Source organism: Alteromonas sp. AWM4_230, from assembly GCF_056158305.1.
Map to the genome: position 1 here is coordinate 1,731,692 of NZ_JBSWTB010000001.1, position 18,116 is coordinate 1,749,807.

At 43.9% G+C, this 18,116-nt stretch carries 14 protein-coding genes; 8 read left to right on the top strand and 6 right to left on the bottom strand.

What is annotated here, in order from left to right; all coding sequences use genetic code 11:
- Positions 1–35: 35 nt before the first annotated feature.
- The 4 genes from ACXACS_RS07330 to gcvP all read left to right on the top strand — a co-directional run bounded on the left by ACXACS_RS07330 (position 36) and on the right by gcvP (position 6,986).
- The gene (locus ACXACS_RS07330) at positions 36–2,258 is read left to right on the top strand and encodes an alpha-N-acetylglucosaminidase (RefSeq protein WP_474805413.1); all 2,223 of its coding nucleotides are present in this window, start codon (positions 36–38) and stop codon (positions 2,256–2,258) included.
- Between the two features lie 201 nt (positions 2,259–2,459).
- The gene (gcvT, locus tag ACXACS_RS07335; RefSeq protein WP_014950361.1) at positions 2,460–3,539 is read left to right on the top strand and encodes a glycine cleavage system aminomethyltransferase GcvT; all 1,080 of its coding nucleotides are present in this window, start codon (positions 2,460–2,462) and stop codon (positions 3,537–3,539) included.
- Between the two features lie 26 nt (positions 3,540–3,565).
- The gene (gene gcvH / locus ACXACS_RS07340) at positions 3,566–3,955 is read left to right on the top strand and encodes a glycine cleavage system protein GcvH (RefSeq protein WP_014950360.1); all 390 of its coding nucleotides are present in this window, start codon (positions 3,566–3,568) and stop codon (positions 3,953–3,955) included.
- A gap of 121 nt (positions 3,956–4,076) precedes the next feature.
- Complete coding sequence (gcvP, locus tag ACXACS_RS07345) at positions 4,077–6,986, top strand: aminomethyl-transferring glycine dehydrogenase (protein ID WP_474805414.1); 2,910 nt, start codon at positions 4,077–4,079, stop codon at positions 6,984–6,986.
- 118 nt (positions 6,987–7,104) lie between these two features.
- On the opposite strand, the gene ACXACS_RS07350 is transcribed toward gcvP, so the two are convergent.
- The 6 genes from ACXACS_RS07350 to ACXACS_RS07375 all read right to left on the bottom strand — a co-directional run bounded on the left by ACXACS_RS07350 (position 7,105) and on the right by ACXACS_RS07375 (position 11,910).
- Positions 7,105–8,430, bottom strand: coding sequence for a hypothetical protein (locus ACXACS_RS07350; RefSeq protein WP_474805415.1), 1,326 nt, complete (start codon positions 8,428–8,430; stop codon positions 7,105–7,107).
- Between the two features lie 7 nt (positions 8,431–8,437).
- A complete protein-coding gene (locus ACXACS_RS07355; RefSeq protein WP_377947973.1) occupies positions 8,438–8,794 on the bottom strand; it encodes a hypothetical protein in 357 nt (118 codons plus the stop codon).
- A 123-nt stretch (positions 8,795–8,917) separates the two neighbouring features.
- Complete coding sequence (locus ACXACS_RS07360) at positions 8,918–9,793, bottom strand: hypothetical protein (RefSeq protein WP_474805416.1); 876 nt, start codon at positions 9,791–9,793, stop codon at positions 8,918–8,920.
- 133 nt (positions 9,794–9,926) lie between these two features.
- Positions 9,927–10,901 (bottom strand): hypothetical protein, encoded by a 975-nt coding sequence (locus ACXACS_RS07365; RefSeq protein ID WP_474805418.1) that lies wholly within the window; start codon positions 10,899–10,901, stop codon positions 9,927–9,929.
- Positions 10,891–11,304, bottom strand: coding sequence for a hypothetical protein (locus ACXACS_RS07370; RefSeq protein WP_474805419.1), 414 nt, complete (start codon positions 11,302–11,304; stop codon positions 10,891–10,893). Before ACXACS_RS07370 ends, ACXACS_RS07365 begins: the two co-directional genes overlap by 11 nt.
- A gap of 444 nt (positions 11,305–11,748) precedes the next feature.
- On the bottom strand, positions 11,749–11,910 hold the full coding sequence (locus ACXACS_RS07375) for a hypothetical protein (protein WP_474805421.1): 162 nt from the start codon (positions 11,908–11,910) through the stop codon (positions 11,749–11,751).
- A gap of 238 nt (positions 11,911–12,148) precedes the next feature.
- On the opposite strand from ACXACS_RS07375, the gene ACXACS_RS07380 reads away from it, so the two are divergent.
- The 4 genes from ACXACS_RS07380 to ACXACS_RS07395 all read left to right on the top strand — a co-directional run bounded on the left by ACXACS_RS07380 (position 12,149) and on the right by ACXACS_RS07395 (position 18,017).
- Positions 12,149–12,955: an LEM-3-like GIY-YIG domain-containing protein gene (locus ACXACS_RS07380; protein WP_474805423.1), complete on the top strand. Its 807-nt coding sequence runs from the start codon at positions 12,149–12,151 to the stop codon at positions 12,953–12,955.
- 12 nt (positions 12,956–12,967) lie between these two features.
- A complete protein-coding gene (locus ACXACS_RS07385; protein WP_474805425.1) occupies positions 12,968–13,429 on the top strand; it encodes a hypothetical protein in 462 nt (153 codons plus the stop codon).
- Positions 13,430–14,087: 658 nt separating this feature from the next.
- Entirely contained in the window at positions 14,088–15,272 is a 1,185-nt protein-coding gene (locus ACXACS_RS07390) for a PQQ-dependent sugar dehydrogenase (protein ID WP_474805426.1), read from the top strand.
- Between the two features lie 90 nt (positions 15,273–15,362).
- Positions 15,363–18,017, top strand: coding sequence for an ATP-binding protein (locus ACXACS_RS07395; RefSeq protein WP_474805428.1), 2,655 nt, complete (start codon positions 15,363–15,365; stop codon positions 18,015–18,017).
- The last annotated feature ends 99 nt before the right edge of the window (positions 18,018–18,116 follow it).

The following is an 18,116-nucleotide window of genomic DNA, read 5'->3' on the forward strand; positions in this document are numbered from 1 at the left end:
AGCATTTTTTTACGATTTTATCAGGATATTAAGCAATGAAGAAAACGTGGTCACTCTCGATAAGCGCATTGTGCCTAAGCTTATCTGCTGTATTAGCTGGCTGCGAACAGCAGCAAGAAGTCTCAGAAGTTGCATCTAAACCGTTAGACCCTCAGGTGAGCGCCGTTCTAGAGCGAGTTACACAGGGACAAGTAAAAAATATATCAACGATTAAAGTAACTGATAAAGAGCCTGAGTGGTTTGAAGTAAATGTCATTGATGGGCAAGCGGAAGTGCTGGCAAATAGTCATACCGCACTAGCGTATGGCGCTTATCAATACTTACGAGAACAGGGCGCTTTGTCAGTAAGTTGGGAAGGAAAGCGCGTTGCGTTCCCTGACGTGTTTGAAGACTTTGATGGGGCAAAAACAACAACCCCATTTGCACAACGTACTTATCTGAATGTTTGTGCTTACGGTTATACAACACCGTGGTGGGACTGGGAGCGTTGGGAGAAAGAAATAGACTGGATGGCGCTTCACGGAGTAAACAATCCTGTAGCAATGGAAGGGCAAGAATTTGTATGGCAAGCATTATGGAAGGATTTCGACGTTACCGATAAAGAACTAGCCGATTACTTTTCTGGCCCAGCATTCACGCCATGGCAACGCATGGGGAATATCGAAGGGCACGAGGGGCCTCTCCCGCAAAGTTGGATAAACAAAAAACATCAATTGCAAAAACAAATCCTCAAGCGCATGAAAGCGTTGGGTATGCAGCCCGTTGTACCTGCGTTTAGTGGCTACGTACCTAAAGCGTTTGTTGAGCGTTTTCCCGACGCCAAGGTTTATGAAATGCCACGCTGGACTGGATTTGAAAATGCTACCTATTGGTTAGACCCCGCTGACCCCCTCTTTAAAACAGTGGCTAAGCGATTTATTGAGCTTTATACCGAAATTTATGGTGTACAGGACTATTACCTATCAGACGCATTTAACGAAATGCTACCGCCGGTTTCTGAGGAGAACCGACACGCCGAGCTCGCATCCTATGGAAAACGCATCTACGAATCTATTGCGCAGGTTGCACCTGATGCTGTGTGGGTAATGCAAGGATGGATGTTTGGCGCAGACGAAGAATTCTGGGACCTCGCATCTATCGAAGCGTTCTTAAAAGATGTTCCTGATCAAAAAGCAATGATCCACGATATCGGAAATGACAGATATCACGTGTGGCAGCGAACGGAAGGTTTCAAAGGCAAGCCATGGGTGTTTGGCTTCATTCACAACTATGGAGGTTCAGATCCTGTTTATGCTGACTTCACAGACTATGTCGAGCAGCTAGACGTGGTGACAAACTCTGATAAAAAAGGTGCGCTGACCGGGTTTGGTGTATTTCCCGAAGGGCTCCATAACAATTCTGTGGCCTATGAATTTCTGTTCGATTTGCCTTGGAACGCCAAGCCCGATATGAAAGAGTGGCTAGCAAATTATACTAAAGCGCGCTATGGAAAGACTTCACCCGAACTTATCGCAGCATGGGAAAAGGTGATAAAAGGAGTGTTCTCTGTAAGCTATTGGAAAAGCCGCTGGTGGGAAGGCTCAGCTGGCGCGTACTTGCTGTTTAAGCGCCCAACAATCGACATTGTAAACTTTGATGGGCACCCGGGTAATTTAATGGCTTTAGACGATGGTATCTCACAGCTAATTGAGCTGGCACCGTTGATGGATAATGCGTACCTATATCAGTACGATATTGTCGATTTTGTGAAGCACGCAGTGTCTTTGCATGTTGACCTTATGCTGCAAGAGGTGGTTAACGCGTATTCATCAAAAGACTTCGAACGTGGCGACGAACTTATGGCCTCAATTGACGTTGCCATCACTAAGCTAGACAACTTGCTAGGGTTTCATCAAGAAAGCCTGCACACGTGGTTAAGTGACGCCTCAGCTTATGGTGAAACTGCGCAAGAGTCTGCTTATTACGTAAATAATGCGCGCCTGCAAGTAACGCAATGGGGTGGACCAAAGCTGAAAGATTATGCATCTAAAGCGTGGCAGGGTATGTACAAAGACTATTATTTGCCTCGCTGGAAAATGTATTTATCTGCGTACCGCATCGCACAGGAAGCTCAAACGCCGTTTGACGATGCTGCGCTTCAGGAAGCGCTGATAAACTGGGAGCGTGATTGGATAAAGCAAACGGAAATTCCAACGCAATATACCCCAGAAACACCAATCGAAGATGCGCAAGCGCTTATGGATACGATCTCGCTATAATAAAAATTGTTGTTCCGCTCTTATCAGAAGCCCCGTTACCAACTTGAGTACGGGGCTTTTTATATTTGTATTCCTAATCCAGTTGCATTAATACATTTGCTTTTTAAATGTATTGATAAAAATTTCCAATTTGTTGCATAAACGTTAGCTCACTATACTCAATTTCGTTTTCTACCTTTCAAATTAAAAAGAGTAAGTGGAATGTCTAGTACCACCGCCCTACACGCAAAGCACCTAGAAGCCGGTGCGAAAATGGTCGATTTCTTCGGCTGGGATATGCCAATTAACTATGGTTCACAAATTGAAGAGCATCACGCTGTGCGTCAAGACGCCGGTATGTTTGATGTGTCTCACATGACCATTGTTGACGTAAAAGGCGCACAAGCCAAAGCGTATCTTCAGTACCTTTTAGCCAACGACGTGGCAAAACTAAAAGACAAAGGCAAAGCGCTATACAGCGGCATGCTTAACGAAGAAGGCGGTGTTGTAGACGACCTTATCGTTTATCACTTCGACGAAACTAACTATCGCCTAGTAGTTAACTCAGCAACGCGCGAAAAAGACATGAACTGGTTAATGAGCAAAGCAGAAGGCTTTGACGTAACCATCACCGAGCGCCCTGAGTTTGCCATGATTGCAGTACAAGGCCCTAACGCAAAAGAAAAAGCCGCCACCTTGTTCAGCGCAGCGCAAAAAGAAGCGGTAGCGGGAATGAAGCCATTCTTTGGTGTACAAGCAGAAGATTTATTTATCGCTACCACAGGTTACACCGGTGAAGCAGGCTATGAAATTATGGTGCCAGCTGAACAAGCGGAAAGCTTCTGGCAAGCACTACTAGACGCGGGTGTTAAGCCATGCGGCCTGGGTGCTCGCGACACACTTCGCCTAGAAGCAGGCATGAACCTGTACGGCCAAGATATGGATGAAACCGTATCACCACTAGCCGCCAACATGGGCTGGACAATTACATGGGAACCGGCTGATCGCGACTTCGTAGGGCGTAAAGCACTAGAAGCGCAGCGCGAAGCAGGTACCGACAAGCTAGTAGGCTTAGTGATGACGGAAAAAGGCGTGCTGCGTCACGGTCTTAAAGTGAAAACAGAAAGCGGCGAAGGCGTTATCACTTCAGGTACGTTCTCTCCAACTTTAGGTCACTCAATTGCGATGGCACGAGTACCAAGTGATGTTGGTGAAACAGTAGAAGTGGAAATGCGCAAAAAGTGGGTTACAGTAAAAGTGGTTAAGCCCTCCTTTGTTCGCAATGGAAAAAGTGTTTTATAAGTTAACAGAGAATAACAGGAACGATTATGAGCAACATCCCAACTGATTTACGCTATGCCGCTACGCACGAATGGGTTCGCCCTGAAGGTGACGGTGTTTTCACTGTAGGTATTTCTGAGCACGCACAAGGCTTACTTGGCGACATGGTTTTCGTTGATTTGCCAGATGTTGGCGACGCAGTAAGCACGGGCGACGACGTATGTGTTGCTGAATCGGTAAAAGCAGCGTCTGACGTTTACGCGCCAATTTCAGGTGAAATTGTAGCGATTAACGAAGACCTAGAAGATTCACCAGAACTAGTTAACTCTGACCCATACGGCGACGGTTGGCTATTCAAAATTAAAGCTGACGATGCGGCAGAAGTAGAAGGTCTACTAGACGCTGAAGGCTACGAAAACAGCATCGACGAAGAGTAATTCGTTACGCAGTTTTAAAAGAACCATAATTTGAAAAGGGGCATGAAGATAATTCAGCCCCTTTTTAACTTAAAGATTTAACGCGCCCTTGCGGCAACCATTACGAGTGCTTAACAACGTTATGTCGAATACTTCCCCTACATTGGCTCAACTAGAGCAAAAAGATACATTTATCCGCCGTCACATTGGCCCGGGTAAAGGCGAAATTGAAGAAATGCTGTCTGCCATTGGTGCAAGCTCACTAGACGATTTAATTGAGCAAACTGTACCGGCAGGTATTGCGCTACCAGAGCCACTAAAATGTGGTGAAGGGGCGACAGAAGTTGAAGCATTAAGAGAACTTAAAGCCGTTGCACAAAAGAACAAAATTAACCGTTCTTTCATTGGTATGGGTTACTACGATACCCACGTACCAAACGTTATTCTTCGCAACGTGCTAGAAAACCCAGGTTGGTACACAGCGTACACGCCGTACCAACCAGAAATTGCCCAAGGCCGTTTGGAAGCTATTCTTAACTTCCAACAAGTAACCATTGACCTAACTGGCTTAGAGCTAGCATCTGCGTCATTACTTGATGAAGGTACAGCGGCAGCAGAAGCCATGGGCCTTGCTAAGCGTGTATCTAAGAACAAAAAAGCGAATGCGTTCTTTATTGCTAACGACGTTCACCCGCAAACCATTGACGTGGTTGAAACCCGCGCTGAAATGTTTGGGTTTGAAATCATCAAAGGTGCGGCAGAAGAAGCAGCAGAACACGATATTTTTGGTGCGCTACTTCAATATCCAACCTCTACCGGTGAAGTAAAAGACATCAGCGACATCATTGCTGCGGTACAAGCGAAAAAAGGGATTGTGGCAGTAGCCGCTGACCTAATGAGCTTGGTAATGCTTAAGTCGCCTGGCGAGCTAGGTGCAGACGTGGCACTGGGTAGTGCACAGCGCTTTGGTGTACCTATGGGTTATGGTGGCCCACATGCGGCATTCTTTGCTACACGCGACAGCTACAAGCGTTCACTACCTGGCCGTATTATTGGTGTAAGTAAAGACACCCGTGGTCGCCCAGCACTTCGCATGGCGCTACAAACCCGTGAACAGCACATTCGCCGCGAAAAAGCGAACTCTAACATTTGTACAGCGCAGGTGCTGCTAGCCAACATGGCAAGCTTCTATGCGGTGTACCACGGCCCACAAGGCCTTAAAACTATTGCTGAGCGCATTCATCGTTTCGCCGACATTCTTGCTACTGGTTTAAACCAAAAAGGTGCAGAAAAAGGTGTAGCTCTTAAACATAGCACGTACTTCGACACGCTAACCGTAATGGTTAACAATAAAGAAGACGTACTAGAGAAAGCCTATGCAAAAGGCATGAACCTGCGTGCTGACCTTGAAGGTGCGGTAGGTGTGTCGCTAGACGAAACCACCACACGTGAAGACATTGTTGCACTATTCGACGTACTTCTTGGTGAAGAGCACGGCTTAACAGTGGAAGGTCTGGATGCAGAAGTAACCACGCAAGACGTAAAATCTATTCCTGAAGGTTTAGTACGTACTAGCGACTTCCTAACCCACGAAGTGTTTAACAAGTATCACTCTGAAACAGAGATGCTTCGTTACATCAAGAGCCTTGAAAACAAAGACTTGGCGCTTAACCACTCAATGATTTCATTGGGTTCGTGCACCATGAAGCTAAACGCAACGGCTGAAATGATCCCAGTAACATGGGCTGAATTCGGTCAGCTTCACCCGTTTGCGCCACTAGACCAAGCTGTAGGCTATCAAGAAATGATTGCGGAGCTTAGCGAGTGGTTAATTAACGTAACAGGTTACGACGCGCTTTCAATGCAGCCTAACTCAGGTGCACAAGGTGAATACGCAGGCCTATTGGCTATTCAGCGTTACCACGAAAGCCGTGGCGAAGGTCACAGAAACGTGTGCTTAATTCCAAGCTCTGCCCACGGTACTAACCCTGCGTCTGCGCAAATGGTTAGCCTTAAAGTGGTAGTAGTTGCGTGTGATAGCAAAGGTAACGTAGACCTTAACGACCTTCGCAAAAAAGCGGAAGAAGTGGGTGACAATCTATCGTGCGCCATGATTACGTACCCGTCAACTCACGGTGTATATGAAGAAACCGTGCGCGAGATTTGTGACATTGTTCACCAATACGGCGGTCAGGTTTACATGGACGGCGCGAACATGAACGCGCAGGTGGGCATTACGTCACCTGGTTTCATTGGTTCAGACGTGTCGCACCTTAACCTACACAAAACCTTCTGTATTCCACACGGCGGTGGTGGCCCAGGTATGGGACCAATTGGTGTTAAATCGCACCTTGCGCCTTTCCTACCAAACCACACGGTTGTTAACGTAGAAACGGCAGGCAAAGACTGTGGTGCGGTATCGGCAGCGCCATGGGGCAGTGCGTCAATTCTGCCTATTAGCTACATGTACATCAAAATGATGGGTAGCGCAGGCCTTCGTCGTGCAACCGAAGTTGCTATTCTTAACGCTAACTATGTGGCTAAGAAGCTAGAAGGGCACTTCCCAGTGCTTTACAAAGGCAACAATGGCCGCGTAGCGCACGAGTGTATTATTGACCTTCGCCCGCTTAAAGAAGCAAGCGGTGTAACCGAGCTAGATATCGCGAAGCGCCTAAACGACTACGGTTTCCATGCGCCAACCATGAGCTTCCCAGTAGCGGGTACGCTTATGATTGAGCCAACCGAGTCGGAAGCGAAGTACGAACTAGACCGTTTCATTAATGCGATGGTGAGCATTCGCCAAGAAATTGCGAAAGTAGAAAGCGGTGAGTGGGATGCCACTGACAACCCTCTACACAACGCACCACACACGCTAGCTGACATCTGTGACAGCGACTGGAACCGCAGCTACGACCGCATGTTAGCGGCGTACCCAGCGCCAGAAGTACACAGAAACAAGTTCTGGCCAACGGTTAACCGTATTGATGACGTATACGGCGACCGAAACCTAATTTGTTCTTGCCCTAGCATTGAGAGCTATGTTGAGGAGTAGGGTGGTTGTGAGAATCGAATGAAGTTTGTGAAAAGGGCCGGAAGGCCCTTTTTAGTCTCTGATAACGAGTTTGTCGCAGGCTTGTTAATTCCTAAATTTTCAGATAAAGGTTAGCTGGCTAACAAGCCTTTAAGAAGGATTTTAGCGTGTTAAATCCTCTGGATACGTCAACTTTATAAGCAGCAGCTTGATGCTCATTTGAAGTCAACTGAGAAGAGTACCCTTTGCTGTTGAAGCCTCTGTAGTTTGAACTGGATATATAACGTGAACCTTTGCCGGGGCTGATACTCACGCCGTTCATTTTGCTCGCCACGCTATCCAATTTAGAGGCCATGCTAGGATGGAATGTGACAACTAGTACCCCTTTTTTGAGCCCTGTTTTACGACTGATATAGGCGACAGTATTATCACCACGCAAAATAGCCAATTCTTTTGATGTTCTGGATTTGCTTAGAGCTGCTTCAAGGTTTAACTCAGCTACCTGCTCACGTATTTGTTGTTCTATGTTTTCAAGCATAAAACCGTCCGCAGCTGACACCATTGAGCTGAGGCTGGCAGCAGAAACTGACTGACTTTTTTTCTCAATACCTTTTTCGGATGGGGCACTCATTTGCGCTGCCGGTGTTATTCTAGAGCGCTGTTGTGTGCCTCCGAAGCGTTTCAATGGCTCGCCACTCAATTTCTGTCGATTGAGTTGAGTTAAAAGCTGTCGCTTAGCGTCGTCAATCGTGTCAGCGTTAGTTTTATCTGACAGCTTGTCCCGAGCTTTCTCTCCCAAAAAGTAAGCGACCCTTTCGGCGTTTGCACCCGACGGGTGTGGCAAACCAATGAGTAATTGATTCCTATTTAATAGTCCACGCTCGCACAGAGCGAGTAAAATCTTATCTACGCCTTGACCCAAAGGAAGATAAAATGCTGATTGATGTAACTGACGAACCTCGTCAGCTAGACAATTGTCAACCATTTGCTTTAATAGCGGGTCTGAAAGTCCTTTTTTGGCTGAACTGATAGGCTTACCAGCCTGCAATGTCGGATAGCGAAAAACTGATGTACTGTGGAGCAAGTGTTTGTTTTCGTTAAACAGCGTTTCACAGCTATCTATGCCAAGCTTACTGTTAATATCAATGTAGTCCAGCAAGCGAATAAGGTTATTTCTTAAAGCGCCACTGAATGCACCGGATTGCTTAGCCTTTTCGGATATACTATCTATGCTCTCGCCAGTTTTGATTAGTGCAGAGGCCTTTAGATTGGCTATATTGGCCTGAGTTGCGCCCGGCGATATGCCGACCAACACAACTTTTGCTTGCTTGTTCACGTGTTCAAATGGCGAAAAGTACACATCAATGTTGCCACAAGACTCGATACTAAGTTCTTCGCAAAAAGGCGAACCGTTGGCATACACGCTAAGCGCTTCGATATGTTTATTTAATTGATTGTTGTCCATATTGTCCTCAGTGGTTTCTTGTCAAACGACGTGCGGTGTAATGTCCGCAAGTGATCACTGTGTCTTCCTCGTCATAACTTACAAAATAGGGCTGGTTCTTAGCACTCAGTCTCTCAATGGTACGGGCAAGTACTTTGCGTACTCGTTTTTTTTCTTGCAGAGGTATGTTCGTAAGGCCACAAAGCATTGAGAGAGCCTCTTTTATTGTCCCTATCCATTTTGCTTTTTCAGCCTTCGGAACAATAGACAAAGATGTGCCACCTTTTTGTTCAACGACAACACCAATCGCAGCAAGAATTTTCAACTCCTCTTCATAAAAAGAGCGCTGTGCAAGGCGGAGCTCGGCGTGATTCGTTATTTTCACTTTTCATCCTCCAATATAATACCGAGAAGCATCAGGATAAATTCTGCGTCAGCAGAGATACGCTTTGTGGATACTGCTTTCTTATATTTAACTTGTGATTTCACGTGAGCCCACTCCCTTTAATTAAACTTCCAAAACTTCATCTTTAGAAATAAACGTCCATTCGACAGCTGTAACAACGCCAAAATTTCCCTTATCGTTTGGTCGGCGCCACTTCGCTAGTGGCATATAAAGTAGTTCATTTCTAGCATCTATAAACGACTCGATATAACGCTCGGCACCTTTTTCACCAATTTGATATCCTCGAGTCATTCTGCATTTACTAGAGAAGTAAGTACCGTCTTTTGCAACAGGCACGTAGAAAGTATTATCACGCTGCTCACGCTCGTGTAGCTCATTAAAGTTTATTGTTGGCTTGAAAGAGTTTCGTTGTTTAAGCCAGCTCTTAGCTTCCTCTACAGAGGTATAGTGTTTTCCGCTTATAGACTTAAACTTTATTGGCGTAGTGCTTTTTGAATTCTCATTCCTGACACTTTGGACTGACATATCAGCGATAGAAGCGAGCTCTCGCAACTCTATCTGGCCACTCGTGTATTCAAAATCGTCGTCCAACTCGTACAGCTCACGCATACTGACGCCATCGTTTATCACTAGCTCGTGACGTGCTCTGGCTGCCAGCTTTATTGTCTCAATAACGGCTATAGAGTTATCATCGAACGCGTGAAACGGATAGCCTGCGTAGAGCTTTTCTAATAATGAAAATATCTCCATCATCGAAAAATCATCGGGTAACATTTCGCCTTCAAACAGGTGTCCACAGATCCCGTAGCGGAATTGACGCTCTATTGTGTACTGCAATTCGTCCGCATAAATGTCGCCTTCAATTTTTGGCATGAAAGAGGTCATGCATTTACTTGCCTTAATATGAGCACTAAGCAATTGCTCTGCTCGCTCTTCAATAAGCTTTTGGGTAATGAGTTTATGTTTAATCTGCTTCATGTCAGCCTTAATGTTATGGTTATTATTAATATTTCGGCTAGTGATTCTACGGATTATTCTTTCCTTTGCAAGTCGAAATGTTATTAATATTAATAATATTCTGGCGGAATTCCTTAAGTTATTGAAAAGTAATCTATATTTTTAGCTGTTTAAGCGCCTTTTCAATTTCTGAAGGGGTGAAAAGTAGTTCTTTCCAAGAGGTTCTTTTAAGAGAGTGATTCCTTTGAGCGAGCCAAATTTCAGCACAAGTGACAGTTTCCTTTGTCTTGAGAAGAGCATTATCCAAAGAGTAGAGAAGTAGTGCGTGCTCGGGGGACTCCGGATGAATATCGTTGAGAGAAGGACACTGTAACTCAAGAGGAAATAATATCTCAGGTAAGTACTTTTCAAATAATTTTAGATCGTTCTTAGACCAATTAACGACAAATACGCTAGGCCAACTGTGAGTTAGTAAGACGGCGCCATAATTGTTAGCGAAGCACTTATAAATATACTTTTCATCAGTAAGCTTTCGGTACATCGCTAGCCCGTATGCTTTGTCGACGTGATACGATGCGTAGTGTGCAAACGCGGATAATGAGTCGTGTGATATTATCGCTTCATCTTTCTGTTTAAGCAGGGAGTCTTTTAGACGGCCATAGAAAGGCTTGCTGACCTTTAATATCGGCTCGATAAGGTTTAGATATATTGATTCGACTGACGTAAGTTCAGTATCAAAAGATATGTGACGCCACTTTGATGCTGTACCTAGGAAAAAATAGCTCAGCACAAATGGGTTTCTCTGAACTTCAATTTCTAATACTTCATATCCTTTGTTTTTTATAGATTCTGTGTTTGCTTTCGACATATAGCTCAGGTTGGAAGATACCTGCACCAAAACCTCAATGTCCAGTGATGCTGAATACATCCCCAGCTCACCCCATTTAGAAACATAGGCAGTAAAGCCTGACGTTTTAAATGCTTTCAGCATTAGCTTGAGCGCAGGATTGATTACATTGAAGAATTCTCTGTCAGCGGGTATGCAAGGTTTGATGTCCGAACCGTAGATTGAGATGGGCAGAAGCTTTCTCGACTGGCGTATCGACCTTAGCACATTATTAACGTTCATCACTGGGCCTCAACGAAACAAAAGCCGTTTCGGTGCGTTTTCCGAGAGTTCCATTTTTCAGTACTTTAATACCGTCTAGAAATAACGTTCCATCATGATAGCGGATTGAGGTTATCTGGATCTCAATATGCTTGTTGTCGATTTTAGTCTGCGTAACTACCCTATCGCCAATGGAGATATTAAATACTTCTTTACAGAGGTATTGGCACTGTTCTTCAATGGTATGCTCAAGTTGCTCTGTCTTTTTCTTAAGCTCCTTAATTTCACAACTTACCTCAATAGCAAGGTTGCCGATTTTACTATTTCGAACGATCAGGCTTGATGGTTTCAAGTTATCAAGCGATTGAGCGAGAGATTCAAGGCTATCTTGTCTATCCCAAGCTATTTCGAATTCTCTTTCCAAATTCTCGATATCACTAATTATACTCTGCGATAGGCTCAAGGATAACAGTGAAAGATTGAGCTCACTCAACTCGATAGCTGAGAGCGGTAATCTGGTAGATACAAAAACCGGGATCTTGTCTGGGGCGAAAGCGCCAGAAAAATACAGAAAAATAAATACTGCGACTGGTGATGTGAAGGCTAGAGTAAATCTCCTGAAAGATTACATTGTTGAGCGAGCTAAACCAGTTTACATCGAATGTACGAAAAGCGACTTCTTCTAAGTCGTATTCTTCGATTAGTTGCTGTGCCTTATAAATCGTATCGATGAGTTTTGTAGTGACAATGGCACTACAAAGGCGAGGGAAAGGTAACCTGAACGCGTATGCAGGCCTCGCATGCTCATGAGCCTTAAGCAATTCTACATTTAAGCACAGCAGTTTCTTCTTCAAGGTGTTCTAATCGTTCAATCTTGCAAACGGCGTTTTTTCAATTCGGTGAGCCTGCCAATTAGCTCAAGAATAAGTGCCGCATCTGCCGCATCGGTTGAGAACTCACAGTTATCGCCAAAACCGAATGCAACTTTGCCGTCGCTAGTCAATACACAAGCCGCAAGTGCATCGCTCATCAAAGGTGTACAGATTTCGCTGACGAGATTTGTATTTGGTTGTTTTCATTATGTGTATTCCATTACGTGTGAGCGTATCAGCGTACGTTTCTTACGTCATTGGGTCAACCAAACTACTTTCAAAGGAAAACTATTGGGCAAATATCAGATACATGTGCCATTCTTTTTTGAACGATGGCTTTAATTTAGAAGCAGCGATATTGGAAAAAAAAGATCGGATTCAAAACGGAGAAGCTACATGTTAGACAAGCTTGGAAATTATGTATATGCCTTAGTAGACCCGGGCACTAACGAAATTTTTTACGTTGGAATGGCAAGTAAGAAAACAAACAATAGAACAAATGAGCGCCCAACTGAACACTTTAGATTTGCAAAAGCTGTAACTGCAAAGGAAAAGAGAATCAAGGCTTTATTAAAACGTTATGATATGTCTGAAATAATACACATTGTAAGGCATAGTTTACCTGATGGTGTTGCTACTCATGTAGAGGCAGCATTGATAGATGCATTGAGCATGAATACACAATTGACGAACCTGAAACGCGGAAATAAGACCGAGGTCGGAATAAAAACCTGGGCGCAAGTAGCTATCGAATTAGGAACAGATTTTATTGAAGTAGAAAAGCTTAAAGAGTTTGCACGTGAAAAGAACATTAGGCTAACTCTCCTGCATGTTAAAAACTATCAAGCGCACCTTAAAGCTCACGAATTATATGACCGAACAAGAGGTATTTGGAGAATAGCGGAAAAAAAAGCGATGTTAGACAAGCCAACATTTGCTATAGCTTGCGTCGGTGATTCGATTATAGGAGCCTACCGAGTCGTTTCGTGGTTACCAGCAGGCTCGACCTTTTCTTCAGTGTACGGTAAGAAAGAAATTGAGGTGATACAAAACACAGGGGAAGTTAAAGAAGAAAAGAAAAGGTTAAAGGAGTTTGTAGGGCAGTTAGCTACAACTGCAGAGTTTCCTTTCTCGCAATTTAGAATAACTGAGAATGGAAAACTTTTCGTGTGGCCTCGACAATCTGTAAAACATATAGAGTAAGGAAAACATGAGATGAAAGCTAGGGTGACGACAAAAGAGCATAGGCAATACGAAGAATCTTTGAACTCACCTTCTTCTGAAGTATCAGAACAACTTAATAAGGTACCCAAACTTATTCAAACTAGTCATTTGCCAACTGAAGTAGAGAGAAATTTACAGCAGTTATTTGCTTACAAAACGTTAATTGCTAGTACAGACGATGAGTTTTGCTTTGGCGATACATTGGAGACAATCGGGTTCCGCCTTCAAGATGCGTTAGCCGAAGAGTATGTGAAAGTAGATATTGAGTTACAGAGTATTGCTCGTGCTACCGCTCGGTTGTTGGACAAAGAAACGGAGTATCAGGCCGACTTAGACCTTTTTGGCGATTATTGTCTTACTAATTGGACACGCTTACACCACGACAACATTTTTCTTCTGGCTTGTTACATTCAGCTTTATGAGATACATGCACTCAAAGAAAGGGACTGCTAATAATTTTTATAGAAAGAACAACCGCTCATAACCTTTCTCACTAGAATTAAACTCGGTTTGTGTGATGAGTAGGCAATGTTAACCGCTTAATCAATCTTTACAGTCACAATGCGTAGCTGTGCTAATAACGAAACCAAAGGGCCTGAGAGTAAAGTTTTACAAAGCTACAGAACCAAAAGGTTTTAAATAGAGCATTTTACTAAATTCTTGCTTACTTATTAATAAGATGAATTTATAGATAGAGTCGCAGAAAAAAGCCGCAATCAGCAACGTGATGCGGCTTTCCGAGCTGGGCTGACTAGGCAGCCTTATAGAGCAATTGCGTAAAAGGGGTTAGCTAGAACGACCCTCACTCATAGCTGCCTGTTCAAATACCTTAACTCTAGACATATGATCACCTCCTTATCTTCGTTGCTAAAACTAAATCGAAAATAACATAGGCGGGGCTTAAGTAAAGTATGGCTTCATTAAAGAAAGTTTAGGGAAGTACATACCGTTCAAAATACAAATAACAAAACCACCGCGACAATATAAACCTGTTTAATTAAATCTACGTAACTAATGCTAACTAAAACCCTTTGCGCCGCCCGTTGACGTGTAATTAACGCCTCAACGTGTAACCAGTAGTACGCAAACCTTCAAAAAGGTTAGAACGCAGATGCAAACAACAAATTCGCACAAAAACAGCATGAGCCGAAAAGCTGCACTATTGGTTATGCTTTTGGCTACCTCTTTTTTTACGTTTGGCCAGCCAAACTCATCTGAACAAATTGATATGAAAGGCAGTAATGGCACGACCGTTAAAGGTAGTGTTCAAGCTACCTTCGACAGTCCCTGGGCCATGACGTTTTTGCCGGATGGTCACAGCTTGGTAACGGAAAAGGCAGGCACTTTATGGCTGCTTGATGAAAACCAGCAAAAGCGTTTTGCGGTAAGTAATGTGCCAAATGTTACTGCGCGTGGGCAGGGCGGTTTGGGGGACGTTATTATTCACCCTGACTTTGCGTCAAACAACACGATTTATATTTCCTACATTGAACGAGATGAAAAAGATGAGGCGTTTAGCGGCGCAGTAATTGAGCGCGCCACGCTTACCATTTCTGATAGCGGTGCGAAGCTATCTGATAGAGAGCTTATTTGGCGTCAATCGCCGAAGGTGACCGGTAATGGTCACTACTCTCATCGCATGGCGTTTTCACCTGGCGGGCATTTGTTTGTTACCTCTGGCGAGCGTCAAAAATTCACCCCAGCCCAAAATATGGCAATGAATTTAGGTAAAGTTGTACGCTTAAACGACGAGGGTAGTGTGCCAGAAGATAATCCGTTTTATGGTCAAGGCAGTGTAACCGAACAAATTTGGACGCTAGGGCACCGCAATCCGCTTGGTATAGATTTTGATGATCAAGGGAATTTATGGGTTCACGAAATGGGACCGCGCCATGGAGATGAACTCAACCTTATCGAAAAAGCTCGCAACTACGGTTACCCCACCGTGTCGCAAGGCGACCATTATTCGGGCGTAAAAATTCCTAATCACGAAGATATTCCTATTTTTAAATCGCCGGAATTAGCGTGGGTGCCTGCTATCAGCCCTGCCGGTTTTATTATTTATAAAGGCGATAAATTTAGCGACTGGAAAGGTAACGGCTTTATCGGTGGTTTGTCTTCAAAAGCGCTGGTACGTGTTGCTTTTGGCAAAGATGAAGAAGGTAAGTGGAAAGTGGAAGAAGCAGAGCGTTACGAATGGGGTAAACGCGTACGTGAAGTCGAGCAGGACAGCATGGGTAATATCTATGTGCTTGAAGATAAGGAAGGTGGGCGTTTGATTAAATTAAGCCAGTAAAACGTAAGCACGTTATTATTTGGCTTGTTGATGTGATAGTTTTCAATTCACGCTCAAATATGGAAAACGGAAACAAATTTTAGGACCTCTATGATTCAATCTCCTCAAAACTTTAACTTTGAACGTTGTGAAGACGAGCCAATACACATTCCCGAAAGTGTACAAAGTTATGGGTTTCTTATCGCGTTTAGCTACGACGATTTAAATATCTCAATTGTTAGTGAAAACTGCGAAACGATATTTGCTGAGAAGATCATAGGTAAAAACTTTTTAGATATTCTTTCCTCTGATACTAATGAGCGCGCGTTTCTTGAAGAAACCTTCGATAGAGTGTCGAAGAGCAAAATACGGCTACCCATTAAGCTGATTTTAAATTCGTCGCTTTTAGTAGAAGGGGAAGCAGGAGATTATTTAGCGGTTGTTTACGATTCAGGTCATCATTATGTGGTCGAGCTCGAGCCTGCTACAGAATTTAGAGATGCCTACAGCGCAGAGCAATTCATTAAGCTTTATTCAATGTCTATCGCGCCACGCTTCAAGGAAATGACATCTCTCGGTGAGATGGCGCAAGAGATGGTGTCGACCATTAAATATCTCACTAACATGGATAGAGTGGTGCTTTACAAGTTCAACGATGACTACTCAGGTAAGGTTATCGCGGAAGCTAAGGCTGAAGATATGGAGTCTTATCAAGATTTGTACTTTCCCGCTTCAGACATACCAAAACAAGCAAGGGAGCTCTACAAAACAAATTGGGTAAGGTTAACGCCTGACACAGAATTGCCCCCAGCTAGATTGGTGCCGTCCATCGAGGAGACTGGAAGAGACCGGTTAGACCTCACTCGTTCGCTGTTGCGCACCTTCTCGCCTATTCACCTTCAATATATTAGAAACCAAGGGTTACGCGCTTCGTTCTCCATATCGCTAGTGACAGACGGAGAGTTATACGGGCTTATTTCCTGTCATCATCGCGAACCCTGCTATATACCGCAAAATGTAAGGCTACAGTGCGAAAATTTAAGCCAACTGTTTAGCTGGCATCTGTTGGCAAAAGAAGAAGAAATCGCGAAACGCAAAAAGCATATTACCGATAAAGCGGTAGACGCCATGTTGGACAGAATAGGGCCAGCAAACCCTATCAGTCGCGTGGTGAAAAGCGGAGAACGGGCGTTTTTAGATGCGCTTAATAGCTCTGGTTTTGTTTACTATTCGCAGTACGAAACCATTACGCTTGGTGAGACCTTACCAATAGAACTTATCAAAGATATTTTTTCTAAAGCGAGCGGCGAAGGCGGTTTCCCTTACACTAACGATTCACTTTATGATGATTATCCTGAAGCGCGAGAGTATGGGATAGCGGGGATTATGATTATCCCGCTGTTTGAGAAAAAGCAGTATTTTACCGCTTGGTTTAGAAAAGAAACCCATCGCGTTCAAAAGTGGATTGGCGCTGAAGATGAAAAATCTGAAGATGCGCCAAAAGCAGAACGTCTTAAACCCCGTTCAGCGTTTACTATCCATACCCGCACAATTGAAGGGCGTTCAACAACATTTGATAAAACTGACGTTGATACTGCCAACCGATTAAACAGGATGTTTTTGGTTTATGCACTTGATGTGCAAGAACGTATGCATATCAGTATCCAAGAACTTGAAAAGCAGGATAACTACAGAAACGAATTTCTTGCTACCTTGGCGCATGAGTTGCGAAACCCATTGGGCCCAATTATGTCGGGCGCAAGCATTTTAGAATCGGTTGATGATGATAAAACCCGCAAAAGAGTAACGGCAATTATTAATCGTCAAGCCGAATACATGTCCAAACTCATTAACGATTTAATGGACGTATCTCGTATTACGCGAGGCAAAGTTAAGCTTGAATTTGAGCGGTTAAGCATTCAAGACGTGCTTTCTGATTCTCTTGAAATTGTCGAACAGCAAGTAAAGGCGAAAAAGCACGATATAACCGTAAGTTGTCTTGAGGAAGATGTGACCGTTTACGGCGACAAAGCGCGTTTAAGCCAGATCTTCTCTAACATTATTCACAATGCGACCAAGTATACAAAAGAGTCTGGAAAGATTGTTGTAGATATCAGAAAAGAAGGCGTGATGATCGTCGTTTCTGTAAAAGATAACGGAATGGGTATTCCTGAAGATAGGCTAAAAGACGTGTTTAACATGTTCACTCAAATTGAAGCCCATTCTACCCATACCAAAGGCGGTCTTGGTATTGGCCTAACCCTTGTGAGTAAGCTTGTGGCTTTGCACCACGGTGAAGTCTCTGTAGTGAGTGATGGCGTTGACCAAGGCAGTACCTTTGAAGTAAGGCTACCTATTTCTAAAACCGCTTACGAACAGACAGAAAGTACAGAGCTGGAGTCTTCTGTTCAAAGCAAAGGTAAAGTGATGTTTGTAGATGATAACGCAGACCTTATCGACGCTTATTGTTTGCTGACTGAATCTATGGGGGTTACCGCTCTGGGCATTACCTCGCCTAAGGAAGCTGTTGATGCATTTAAAACCTTCAAACCTGACTATGCATTTCTAGATATCGGCATGCCAGATATAGACGGTTACGAGTTAGTTAAAATGCTTAAGGTGTTACCTGAAGCGGAGAATACGAAATTTTATTCTCAAAGCGGGTGGGGGTCAGACAAATACGTAGAAGACTCTAAAACTGCCGGGTTTGACGAACACTTTGTAAAACCCCTGTCTAAAGAGACTATTAAGTCTGTGCTAAGTTAGGTTTGCTAGGCCGGCCAGTGCGGTAGCCAAAGATTGGTGCTGAGTAAAGAAAAGTGCTCACAAGTGAATAACAGCTGCGAAACGGGTTATAATAGCAGG